The organism is Brevundimonas sp. (genome assembly GCF_032055285.1).
Taxonomy (GTDB): Bacteria; Pseudomonadota; Alphaproteobacteria; order Caulobacterales; family Caulobacteraceae; genus Brevundimonas.
Genome location: NZ_DAMBRE010000001.1, coordinates 760,395 through 772,149, shown reverse-complemented (window position 1 = coordinate 772,149; position 11,755 = coordinate 760,395). Strand labels below are relative to the sequence as shown.

General features: G+C 68.5%; 9 protein-coding genes, 1 tRNA gene and 1 riboswitch. Of the genes, 4 read left to right on the top strand and 6 right to left on the bottom strand.

Going from position 1 to position 11,755, the window contains the following annotated elements:
• Positions 1 to 5 precede the first annotated feature (5 nt).
• Positions 6 to 218, bottom strand: coding sequence for a hypothetical protein (locus RTY13_RS03880; protein WP_312781258.1), 213 nt, complete (start codon positions 216 to 218; stop codon positions 6 to 8).
• 222 nt (positions 219 to 440) lie between these two features.
• Between RTY13_RS03880 and RTY13_RS03875 the strand changes: the two genes are divergently transcribed.
• The 3 genes from RTY13_RS03875 (at position 441) to RTY13_RS03865 (ending at position 5,148) form a co-directional block, all read left to right on the top strand.
• Entirely contained in the window at positions 441 to 3,290 is a 2,850-nt protein-coding gene (locus tag RTY13_RS03875) for a hypothetical protein (RefSeq protein ID WP_312781256.1), read from the top strand.
• A 113-nt stretch (positions 3,291 to 3,403) separates the two neighbouring features.
• Positions 3,404 to 4,327 (top strand): sulfite exporter TauE/SafE family protein, encoded by a 924-nt coding sequence (locus RTY13_RS03870; protein ID WP_312781254.1) that lies wholly within the window; start codon positions 3,404 to 3,406, stop codon positions 4,325 to 4,327.
• Entirely contained in the window at positions 4,327 to 5,148 is an 822-nt protein-coding gene (locus RTY13_RS03865) for a TIGR02186 family protein (RefSeq protein ID WP_312781252.1), read from the top strand. Before RTY13_RS03870 ends, RTY13_RS03865 begins: the two co-directional genes overlap by 1 nt.
• Positions 5,149 to 5,420: 272 nt before the next feature.
• Here the strand turns inward: RTY13_RS03865 and RTY13_RS03860 are convergent, their stop codons facing one another.
• From RTY13_RS03860 to RTY13_RS03850, 3 genes are all read right to left on the bottom strand, one after another.
• Positions 5,421 to 7,592 carry a 3-hydroxyacyl-CoA dehydrogenase NAD-binding domain-containing protein gene (locus RTY13_RS03860; protein WP_312781250.1) on the bottom strand — a complete coding sequence of 724 codons (2,172 nt, stop codon included), beginning with the start codon at positions 7,590 to 7,592 and terminating at the stop codon, positions 5,421 to 5,423.
• 16 nt (positions 7,593 to 7,608) lie between these two features.
• Positions 7,609 to 8,814, bottom strand: coding sequence for an acetyl-CoA C-acetyltransferase (locus tag RTY13_RS03855; protein WP_312781248.1), 1,206 nt, complete (start codon positions 8,812 to 8,814; stop codon positions 7,609 to 7,611).
• A 192-nt stretch (positions 8,815 to 9,006) separates the two neighbouring features.
• Positions 9,007 to 10,236 (bottom strand): PQQ-dependent sugar dehydrogenase, encoded by a 1,230-nt coding sequence (locus RTY13_RS03850; protein WP_312781246.1) that lies wholly within the window; start codon positions 10,234 to 10,236, stop codon positions 9,007 to 9,009.
• 195 nt (positions 10,237 to 10,431) lie between these two features.
• Here RTY13_RS03850 and RTY13_RS03845 point away from each other — a divergent pair.
• A tRNA-Met gene (locus RTY13_RS03845) sits at positions 10,432 to 10,508 on the top strand.
• 23 nt (positions 10,509 to 10,531) lie between these two features.
• Here the strand turns inward: RTY13_RS03845 and RTY13_RS03840 are convergent.
• A complete protein-coding gene (locus RTY13_RS03840; protein ID WP_312781244.1) occupies positions 10,532 to 10,756 on the bottom strand; it encodes a hypothetical protein in 225 nt (74 codons plus the stop codon).
• Positions 10,757 to 10,836: 80 nt separating this feature from the next.
• Positions 10,837 to 11,421 carry a manganese efflux pump MntP family protein gene (locus tag RTY13_RS03835; protein ID WP_312781243.1) on the bottom strand — a complete coding sequence of 195 codons (585 nt, stop codon included), beginning with the start codon at positions 11,419 to 11,421 and terminating at the stop codon, positions 10,837 to 10,839.
• 29 nt (positions 11,422 to 11,450) lie between these two features.
• Positions 11,451 to 11,595: riboswitch (yybP-ykoY riboswitch) on the bottom strand.
• Positions 11,596 to 11,755 lie beyond the last annotated feature (160 nt).

Below are 11,755 nucleotides of genomic sequence, written 5' to 3'. Positions count from 1 at the left end.
CCGTCTTAATAGGGCGTCGGGAAGGTGCGGCCGCTCAGCACCGTGGCCAGGTGGATCAGCAGCAGGAAGCTGAGCGCGCCCGCCACCAGCATGATGAACCGCCACGGCATCATGCGCGGCCCCTTCGTCAGGTCCGGCGGCCGCGCCCCGCGCCAGCCGGAAAAGACGGCGACGGCGATCGCGGCGGCCAGCAGGGTCAGGGTCAGCGAAGGGGTCATGGCGAGGGCAGTTGGCGTCTGCGGCGCCGCTTCGCAAGACGGAAATCTGCGAGAAGGCGAATCTAAACGCGACGTTAACCATGCTGGCGTGAAAAGCGCCTGACCGCGTTCAAGCGCTGCCGGTGATTCTGTCGCCTTGGGCGCCAGATATTGCGGTTAACGACACGTTTACACGCTTGATCTGGAGCGGTAGCGTCCCACAAAGACTCGGGAGGCGAATCAGTGAGCGCAGCAGCGCCGTGGAGCGTAAAGGGCATCGACCCCAAGGCTCGCGAGATCGCCAAGGACCTTGCGCGTCGCTCCGGCATGACGCTGGGCGAGTGGCTCAATTCCATGATCATGGACGATCCGGACGAGGACGAGGGCGTCACGCCCCTGCCGCGCCGCACGCCCATCCCCGATCCCTATGACCGCCGCAGCCGCTCGCGCCGGCTGGACGACGTCTATGGCGCCGAGGACGACGGCTTGCGCGTCGGCGCCTCGCTGGAAATCATCGCCGGTCGGTTGGAAGCGGCCGAACGTCGCTCGACCATCGCCATTCAGGGCATTGATCAGGCCGTGGCCGGTCTGGTGCGTCGTCTAGAGAAGCAGGACGAGATCGGGCTGGGCTATGCGCGCCGCATCGACGACATCGCCGATGGACTTCGCGAAGGCCACAAGCGCCTGCGTCGCTTCGAGCAGGAAGTCGGTCCCAGGACCGACGAGGGCCTGGCCAAGCTGGACGCCGCCCTCGGCGCCGTCTCCAGCCGCCTGTTCGATCTCGACGAGCGTCAGCGCACCACCATCGGCGACCTGCGCGCGCGCATGGAGGCGGTCGAGAAGGCCGCCGGTCCCGGTCCCGGCACGGAGGTCCTGGCCCAGGTCGGCGCCCGTCTGGACGAGGCCCAGGATCGCACCTCCGAAGCCCTCAAGGGGCTGGAGCGCTCGTTCGCTGCTCTGGATCAGCGGTTGCGCGACGCCGAGAGCCGGATCGAACCTGAGCATGCTCGCGAGGCCGCCCGCTTCGAGAAGCTGGCCGAGACCCTGACGCGTCAGGTCGAAGGCAGCCGCGTCGAAATGCTGCGTCGCCTCGACGTGGCTGAGACCGAAGGTCGTGTCGATCGTATCGAACGCGCCCTGGCCGCCGTCGGCGACCAGACCCGCGCCGCCGAGCAACGCTCGGCCGACGCGGTCGAGGCCATGGGCCGCGAGGTCCTGCGCATCGCCCAGAACCTGAACACCCGGGTGGAGAAGGCCGAAACCGGCGGGGCGACGGAGCAGGTCGAGGCCCTGGGGCGCGAACTGACCGAGAAGCTCGATCGCGAGATGCAGCGGCACGTCCAGGCTGTGGACCAGCGCATCACCCGCTCCGACGATCAGCACGCCCTGGCGCTGGAGCGTCTGGGCGGCGAGATCACCCGCATTTCGGACCGCCTCAGCGAACGTATCGCCCAATCCGAGCGCCGTTCGGCCCAGGCCCTGGACGACATCGGCCGTCGCCTGTCCGAAAACGCCGACAAGATCGAGCAGCGCCATGAGCGGGCCTCGGGCGAACTGGGCGAGCGCATGCGCCAGAGCGAGGAGCGCACCGCGCGCCTCCTGGCCGAAGCCCGCGAGAGCATGGAACAGCGCGGGACGCGGGCTGGACGCCGCGAGACCCCGCTGGAGAGCCCCGAGCCGACCCCGTGGAGCCCGGCCGAGAGTCCGAGCGGCGACTGGCGCGCCGCCGCATTCGCCGACCGTGAGATCGAGCCTGCGGAAACGCTCTGGTCCGAGGACACCCTGGGCGGCGTTCTGGACGCCGCGCCCTTCCCGACGCCGGTGGTCAGCGACCCTGAACCTGCCTTCGCCGATCCGCTTGACGCCGAGCTTGGCGCTATGGTTGCGGAGCCGCGGGCCGAGGCGGCGCCCAGCGCCCTGTTCGGCTCAACCTCTGAGGGGGCGCGTTTCGGGGCGGTCTCGGCCCAGTTGCGCGACGAGCCCGGCCTGGCGGATTCGCTGTTCGCCGGGACGGGCGCCGACGACTTCGGCGGCGCCGATGTCCGCGATGTTCTGGGCGGCGTCGAGGATGAGAAGTTCGGCGGTCTGCCCCTGCTGGTCGACGGACCCGAGGACGATGACGAGACCGGTTTCTCGGCGGATGTCGATTTCATCGATCCGACGGCGCTGAGAGCCGGCGCCGCTGCGGGCCGGGCGTCGACGCGTGACACCCTGGACGCTGCACGCGCGGCCATGTCCGACGCTGACGAAGCGCCGCGCAAGGGCTTCGGCCTGAAGCGTGGCGGCAAGTCCAAGCTGCAGGAACGCCTGGACAAGCAGGCGGGGCGCGAAGGTTCGACCATGCGCAAGGCCCTGGGGGCTTCTGCGGTCGCGGCCCTGGTCATGGGCGGCGGTTACGCCTCACTGCAACTGGCCGAAGGCTCTGGCCTGATCCTGCCCGACATGGCGACCCTGACGGGCGGCGTAGCCCCGGCGGGAACCCCCGAGGCGCCGATCGCCGCTGTGGCCCTCGACGCCACGCCGACCGAGGCTGTCCCCTCTCCTGATGTAGCGGCGACCGAAGGCGCGGCCCTATACGCTCGCGGCGTGCAACTGATCGACAACGGCGACGACAGCGGCCTGGAGCCTTTGAAGCGCGCGGCGACCTTGGGCTATGGCCCAGCGCAGATGCGTCTGGCGGGCCTCTATCAGGAAGGCGGCGCTGGTCTGGCCCCCGATCCGGTCGAAGCTCGCACCTGGGCGCGGCGCGCGGCCGAGGGCGGTGAGGCCCGGGCCATGCATTACTACGCCATGCAGTTGTACGACGGCGAAGGCGGTGCGCGGAATCGCGCCGAGGCCCTGACCTGGCTCAAGAAGGCTGCTGAGGCGGGCCGCGTCGACAGTCAGTACAATGTCGCCCGTCTGTACGAGAAGGGCGACGAGGGCGTGGCCCCCAATGCGACCGAAGCCTTCAAGTGGTACATGATCGCGGCCCGTCGGGGCGACCAGCAGGCCTTGGCGGCGGTGCAGCGGCTGACGCCCCTGACCCCGGCCGAGACGCGCCGTGTCGCGCGTGAGGCCGCCGACGCCTTTACGGTCGATCCGGTCGCCTAGCCGGGCGTCGAAGAGGCGGGGGGTGGCGGTTCGCCGCGGCCCTCGCTAAGACCAGAAGCCTAGTCGCCTCTCCGGCGCTGTTCTGCGTTCCCTTCCAGCCGAAGGCGCGTGCCGTGGATATTTACCTGCCGATCGCCGAGGTTTCGGTGAACTGGCCGTTCCTGGTTCTGCTGGGCGCGCTGGTGGGCTTTGTCTCGGGCCTGTTCGGCATCGGCGGCGGCTTCCTGATGGCGCCCGTCCTCGTCTTCATGGGCATTCCCCCGACCGTGGCCGTCGCCAGCCAGGCCAGCCACGTCGTGGCCTCCTCGACCTCGGGCGTCATCCGCTATTCGGGCATGAAGGCGGTCGACTATCGCATCGGCGGCATCATGGCTGTGGGCGGAGCCCTGGGCGCCCTCGCGGGGGTCGAGCTGTTCCGCTACCTGCGCCTGCTGGGCCAGGCCGATCTGGTGGTGGCCGTTTCCTACCTGGTCTTCCTCGGCGCCATCGGCAGCATGATGCTGTACGAAAGCCTGACCCAGATCCTGCACCGGGTGCGCGGCGAGACCCCGCCACGGAAAGAGCGCCGTCGTCCCATGTGGCTGTACGGCCTGCCGTTCCGCATGCGCTTCCCCCGCTCGGGTCTCTATATCAGCGCCATTCCGCCGTTTGGCCTCGGCGTCTTCGCGGGCGTCCTGTCGGCCATCATGGGGGTGGGGGGCGGCTTCATCCTGGTCCCCGCCATGCTCTATGTGTTGCGCATGCGGGCTAATGTCGTGGTCGGCACCAGCCTGTTCCAGATCATCATCACCACGGCCATCACCACCATCCTGCAGGCTGGACGCAATCAGACGGTGGACATCGTCCTGTCGACCATCCTGCTGCTGGGCGGGGTCGTGGGGGCCCAGTTCGGGGCGCGGCTGTCGGGCCGCTTCCGGGCCGAGGAGATGCGGGCGGCGCTCGGCCTGATCGTCCTGCTGGTCGGCATCCAGATGGGGCTGGAGCTGTTCGTGCGGCCCAGCGACCTCTTCCTGCTGGCGCCGGGGGTCTCGGACTGATGTTCCAGGCCCTGCCGCCCGAACCCGCGCCCGTCATCGCGCCCGCGCCGCCCGGAACGATCGAGCGCTCGGTCGCCACCGAGGGCGAGGTGCGGGTCGCCGCCGCCCTGACCGACGCCCAGGTGAAGGTCGACTCCAGCTTCCGCGGCGCCTCCATCGTCCTCTATGGCGCGGTCTTCAATCCGAGCGACGTTCCCGCCGACGTGGTGGTGGTGGTGCGCGGTCCCGACGCCCCGGTGCGTCTGGTCAAGAAGACCCGCAACATGGGCGTCTGGCTGAACAGCCGCCCGGTCCTGTTCGAGGGTGCGCCCGGCTTCTACATGACCGCCTCGACCCGGCCGCTGTCGGACGTGGCGGACTTCGGCCAACTGCGCCGTCTGGGCGTCGGCGTCGATCACCTGCGCATCGACGCCCCGCAGGAAAGCCGCACGGTCACCCGCTACGGCGTGCGCGACGTGGTGGTCAGTCGACTGGGCGAGAACTATCTCGATTGGCGCCGCGCCGTGATCCGGCTGAAGGAGGCGGCGGCCCTCTACAACACCGATCCCGACGGCGTGCAGTTCGTCGACAAGGGCCTGTTCCGCGCCGAGGTCGAGCTGCCGACCGTGGCCCCGACCGGCAAGTACTACGCCGAGGTCTGGCTGTTTCAGGAAGGGGCGCCCGTCTCGGTGTCCAACCTGACCCTGACGGTCGAGAAGGTCGGGCTGGAGCGCGACATCTATGAGTTCGCCCATCGGCGACCCTGGTCCTACGGCGTGCTGTGCGTCATCCTGGCGGCCCTGACGGGCTATGCGGCGTCGCGGGTGTTCAGGAGCAGGTAGGGCTTCTTCGGGCGCTATCGCTCGGCCCGCGGGGCCTCGCTGCTTGAGCGCGGTCCTAACCTTATCGCGTCATCCCGGCCGCAGCGCAGCGGAGAGCCGGGACCGCCCAAGGCGCCGACGCTTCCTGCGGTCCCGGATAAGCGCTGCGCGCTTTCCGGGATGACGGGGAGGGCGTGCGCTTAAGCAGCAAGCGACTGCGTCGCGCGCGGTAGCGGCAAACAAAAAGGGCGGCTCTTGCGAGCCGCCCTTTCCGTTTCAGCCAGCCTTGAAGATCAGGCCGCCTTCTTCTCCGGGGCGAAGCGGCCGTAGAAGGTCTCGCCCTTGGCGGCCATCTCGCGCAGCAGTTCCGGGACCTTGAAGCGGTCGCCGTAGGTCGCGGTCAGGCGGTCGGCGGTCTCGACGAAGGCTTTCAAGCCGGTCTGGTCGATCAGGGTGATCGGGCCGCCTGACCAGGGGGCGAAGCCCCAGCCCAGGATGGCGCCCAGGTCGGCTTCGCGCGGGTCGTCGATGACGCCCTCGGCCCAGCAGCGGGCGACCTCGACGGCCTGACGATAGAGCAGGCGCGTCTTCAACTCCTCGACCAGTTCCGGGGTCGAGTCGTCGAACTTGACCGGGGCCAGTTCCGACAGGCCCGCCCACAGGGTCTTGGGCTTGGTGTCGTAATCATAGAAGCCCTTGCCGTTCTTGCGACCGTAACGACCGCCCTCGACCATCTTGGCGACAATGTCGGCGCCCTCGGACGGGACATAGGCGTCGCCCAGATCGATCGCCGTCTGCTTGGCGATCTTGTAGGACAGGTCCAGGGCGACGTCGTCGTGCATCTCCAGCGGGCCGCGCGGCATGCCGGTCATGCGGCCGACGTTGTCGATCAGGGCCGGCGCATAGCCTTCCTCGAGCATGGCCATGCCTTCCATCAGGAAGGTGGAGAAGCAGCGCGAGGTGTAGAAGCCGCGGCTGTCGTTGACGACGATCGGCGTCTTCTTGATCTTCAGGACGTAGTCGATGGCCTTGGCGATGGCGGCCGGGCCGGTCTTCTCGCCGAGGATGATCTCGACCAGCATCATCTTGTCGACGGGCGAGAAGAAGTGGATGCCGATGAAGTCCTCGGGGCGCACCGAGGCCTCGGCCAGTCCGGTGATCGGCAGGGTCGAGGTGTTGGAGCCGAAGACGGCGCCTTCAACCAGTTGCGCCTCGGCGCGCTTGGTCACGTCGGCCTTGATCTCGCGGTTTTCGAACACGGCCTCGATGACCAGGTCCGAACCCTTGATCAGGTCATAGTCGGTGGTGGCGGTGACCAGGGCCAGGGTGGCGTCGAACTTCTCCTGGGTCATCTGGCCGCGCGACAGACGCTTCTTCAGCAGCTCCTCGACGTGGGCCTTGCCCTTGTCGGCGGCTTCCTGGGTCTGGTCGATCAGGACGGTCTCGATGCCGGCCATGACCTGCACATAGGCCACGCCCGCGCCCATCATTCCGGCGCCCAGCACCGTGACCTTTTTCGCGTCCGACTTCGGCACGCCCGCCGGACGCACGGCGCCCTTGTCCAGTTCCTGCTTGGACAGGAAGAGGCTGCGGATCATGGCCTGGGCCTGCGGCGTCATCAGGGTCTTGATGAAGTAGCGGGTCTCGATGCGCAGGGCCGCGTCCATCGGGACCTGGACGCCCTCATAGACGGCCTTCATCAGGTTGGTCGCGGCGGGATAGTTGCCGTAGGTCTGCTTGCGGATCATCGCATTGCCGACCAGGAAGTTCTGGATGCCCGCCGGGTGGTAGGGGCCGCCGCCGGGCAGCTTGAAGGACTTGTCGTCCCACGGCTGCACGGCCTTGCCGCCATTCCTGATCCAGGTCTTGGCGGCCTCGACTGACTGACCCTTTTCCGCGATCTCGTGGACGATGCCCGCGCCCTTGGCGTCGTTGGGACGGAAGGACTTGCCCTCGGTCATGGCCATCATGGCGGCCTGCACGCCGACCAGGCGGGTCAGGCGCTGGGTGCCGCCGCCGCCGGGGAAGAGGCCGACCTTGATCTCGGGCAGGCCCAGCTGGATCCTGTTGTCGTTCTCGACCACGCGATAGTGGCAGGCCAGCGTCAGCTCCAGACCGCCGCCGAGGGCCAGGCCGTTGATGGCCGCAGCCACCGGCTTGCCGCAGGTTTCCAGCGCGCGCAGGGCGCCGTTCATTTTCCAACCCGCGTCATAGGCGTCCTGCAGGCTGGCGCCGCCGATCATGCCGCCGGCGATGTCGCCCAGGTCCGCGCCGGCGCAGAAGCCCGAAGCCTTGCCCGAGGTGATGACCGCGCCCTTGATGGCGTCGTCGGTCTTGATGCGTTCCACCAGCTGCGGAATCTCGGCCATGACGGACGAGGTCAGGGTGTTCATCGAGCGTCCGGGGACGTCGAAGGTGATCAGGGCGACGCCGTCGGCGTCGACGTCGATCTTGAAGTTTTCCATGGTCAGTCGCTCCCGATCAGACGCGTTCGATGACGGTGGCGGTGCCCATGCCGCCGCCGATGCACAGGGTGATGAGGGCGGTTTCCTTGTCCGAGCGTTCCAGCTCGTCCAGCACCACGCCGGTGATCATGGCGCCGGTGGCGCCGAGCGGGTGGCCCATGGCGATGGCGCCGCCGCAGACATTGATCTTGTCGTGCGGGATGTCCAGCGCCTGCATGTAGCGCAGGACGACGGCGGCGAAGGCTTCGTTCAGCTCATAGAGGTCGATGTCGGTGGACTTCATGCCCAGCTTGCCCAGCAGCTTGTTGGTCACGAACTCCGGGCCGGTCAGCATGATCGACGGCTCCGAACCGATCGAGGCGGCGCCGCGGATCCTGGCGCGCGGTTTCAGGCCCAGGGCCTTGCCGGCTTCCAGCGAGCCGATCAGGACGCCCGCCGAACCGTCGACGATGCCCGAGGAGTTGCCGGGGGTGTGGACGTGGTTGACGCGCTCGACCTCGGGGTAGCGCTGGTTGATCACGCTGTCGAAGGCCATCTCGCCCATCATGGCGAAGGACGGGTTCAGCGCGCCGAGCGTCTGCATGTCCGTGGTCGGACGAATGGTTTCGTCGCGGTCGAGGCGCACCAGACCCAGCTGGTCGAGAACCGGCACGACCGACTTGCTGAAGCGGCCCTCGGCCCAGCTCTGGGCCGAACGCTTGTGGCTCTCGACCGAGTAGGCGTCCACGTCGGCGCGGCTGAAGCCCCACTTGGTGGCGATCATGTCGGCCGAGACGCCCTGCGGCACGAAATAGGTCGAAAAGGCGCTGGACGGGTCCACCGGCCAGGCGCCGCCGTCCGAGCCCATCGGCACGCGGCTCATGGCCTCGACGCCGCCGCCGACGGCGAAGTCGGCCTCGCCGGACTTCACTTTCGCGGCCGCCATGTTCACGGCTTCCAGGCCCGAGGCGCAGAAGCGGTTGATCTGGACGCCCGCCGTGGTCTGGGCCCAGCCGGCGTTCAGCACGGCGGTGCGGGCGATGTCGGCGCCCTGCTCGCCCACCGGCGAGACGCAGCCCAGGATGACGTCGTCCACCTTGGAGGTGTCCAGGCCGTTGCGGTCGCGGATCGCCTCCAGCACCTGGGTCGCCAGCGACAGGGCGGTGATCTCGTGCAGGGACCCGTCCTTCTTGCCCTTGCCGCGCGGGGTGCGCACGGCGTCGTAGATGTAGGCGTCGGCCATGAATGTCTCTTTCTTTGGGTCCCTACCGCTCGGCGCGCGGCGCCTCGCTGCTTGAGGGACGTGCGTCGTGTCGGGACGGGTCTGGAATTGAAACTTGGTGCGTAGAAACCCGACGTTTACGTCAACGTCAAGTAACAAGGCGCGTGAGGGCGACGGCGGACGGAGGAAGCGCCTCCGCCCGCCGCGGTTTCTTTATGGCTTGGCCAGCCGCACCAGCTTGCCGTCTTCTTCGTCGGTGATGACCCAGACGGCGCCGTCGGCGGCCACGGCCACGTCGCGGATGCGTTCGTTCAGGCCGGTCAGCAGGCGTTCCTCGCCGACGACGCGGTTGTTCTGCAGCACCAGTCGCGCCAGTTGCTTGCCGCCCAGGCCGGTGACCAGCAGGTTGCCTTGCCAGCCGGGGAACATGGCGCCGCTGTAGAAGGTCATGCCGCCGGGCGCGATGACCGGGTCCCAGTAATAGACCGGCTGCTCCGTGCCTTCGCGCGCCGTCACGGCCTCGGGAATGGCCTGGCCGTTATACTCGATGCCGTAGGCGACGCCGGGCCAGCCGTAGTTCTTGCCGGCCTGATCCAGATTGATCTCGTCGCCGCCGCGCGTGCCGTGTTCGACGGTCCAGATGGCGCCCGTGCCCGGCTGGACGGCGATCCCCTGCATGTTGCGGTGGCCCAGGGACCAGATTTCCGGCCGCGCGCCCGCCTGACCGACGAAGGGGTTGTCGGACGGGACGCTGCCGTCGGCGTTGATGCGGATGGTCTTGCCCATGTGCGAGCCCAGGTCCTGGGCCTGGGGCCGCATCGGCTTGTCGGAGCGTTCGCCGAGGGTGATGAACAGCTTGCCGTCGGGCGCAAAGGCCAGGGACGAGCCGAAATGCTTGTCGCCGTCATAGACGGGCAGGGCGCGGAAGATGACCTGGACGTTCTCGACCTTGGTCAGGTCGTCCGACAGGCGACCGCGCGCGACCGAGGTGGCGTTGCCGCCTTCTCGGGGCTCGGCGTAGCTCCAGTAGATCGTCCGGTCCTGGGTGAAGCTCGGGCCGAGGATGACGTCCAGCAGGCCGCCCTGACCGCGCGCCGAGACCGCGGGCAGGCCGGCGATCGGGGCGCCGACCTGGCCCTGGGCGCTGACCACCCGCATCCGGCCGGGCTTTTCCGTCACCAGCCATTGGCCGTCCGGCAGCAGGGCCAGGCCCCAGGGATGGACCAGGCCCGAGGCGATGGTCTCGTGGCGCAGGGTTCCGGCGGTCTGGACGCCCGGCGCGCGGGTCTGACCCTCGAAGGCCGGCTTCTGATCGGGATTGTTGGCGGGGCGGGTCTCGACGGGGGCGCCTGCCGTGGCGGCGGGCGCATCCTGGCCATTGGCGCCGCAGGCGGCGGCGAGGACGAGAAGCGAGGCGGAAGCGGCGAGGGCGATGGGACGCATGGGGCTCTCCTGAACAGCTGTTGTCGCAATCCAGAATGAAGCCTTGCCGTTCCCTGCGCGAGCCGAAACCGCCCGCGACGGATCGTCCCGCGCGATTTCCCTGCTTAACCGGCTTGAACCGGACCGAAGGCGGCGATATACGCACGCCTCTCGCGCCTCCCGGTCGGTCACGGCCTTGCGCGAGTTCCCGTAAGGGGTTGGGTAGCTCAGATGGTTAGAGCGGTGGATTCATAACCCACAGGTCGGCGGTTCGATCCCGCCTCCAACCACCACGGATCTTCCGTTCAGTTTGAACTCAGCGTCCCGGAATCCGCGTGGCGGGGCCGTTGATCTGGCAGATGTTGTCGGTTTGCGGACGACCGGTCTGGGCGCCTGAAGGCGTGAGGATGCCGCCGCGCGCCGTGCATTCGGCGTCGAGCTTGTCGTACTCCTGCTGATAGGTCGGCAGGGTTCTGCCCGTGGCGCAGGCGCCGAGGGCCAAGGGGGCGATGACGGCGGCGAGGATGACTGCGGCGCGCATGATGGGCTCCTTGCGACTGAAGGCTTAACGGTTGGCCGAAGGCGAGTGTTCCGCCAGTCGCGCGAAGGATGCAAGGCGCGTTAGAGCGCCAGCACGCCCAGGTGCTCCAGCAGGATCTTGAGGCCGAGCGCGATCAGGGCGACGCCGCCGACCAGCTCGACGATCTTGCCCAGACGCGTCCCCGCGGCCTTGCCGATCAGCAGGCCGAGCGTGGCCAGGGTGAAGGTGGTCAGGCCGATGCAGGCGGCGATCAGCCAGATGTTCTCGCCCAGCAGGGCCAGGCCGACGCCGACCGCGCCCGCGTCGATCGAGGTGCCGACGGCGGTGGCGACCAGGGCGATCAGACCGCGCGAAACGGCCTTTCTCGCTTCGGCCTCCTCCTCGGCCTCGTCCTCGGGCTTCAGCGCCTCCCAGATCATCTTGCCGCCGACTGCGCCCAACAGGCCGAAAGCGATCCAATGGTCGATGGCGGCGACGAAGCCGGCGGCGGCGACGCCCAGGGCGAAACCGATCAGGGGCGTGATGGCCTCGATCACCCCGAAGATCAGTCCCGAGCGCAGGGCTTGCGCCACGGTGGGGCGATGCTGGGCTCCGCGCCCGATAGCGGCGGCGAAGGCGTCAGCGGACATGCTGAGCGACAGGATTGTAATGGCGATAGGGGTCATGAAAACATCGGCTCAGCCGGGCGCGTGACAGCACGTCCGGGCGCAGGCCGGCTCGGCCCCCGGATCGTGCTGGTCTCGCTAGGCGGATGTGATCCGCTGATCGCGCCATGCCCCCTGCGGAGGCAAGTATGTTGACGCGATCCCGGCTGATAGGCGCCGGAAGCTACTCCCCAACGCGGCGGGCTTTAGCGGCCAGGGCGGTCAGGATCAACACCCGGGCGGCGCGACAGACTATTTCCGAGCGCGCACAATTTCGGCTCCGGTCGGCTGAAGGCGACAAGTCGCCCCATTTATGATAGATGCTCCCGCCTCCCTTTCCCGCAGGATATCCAGC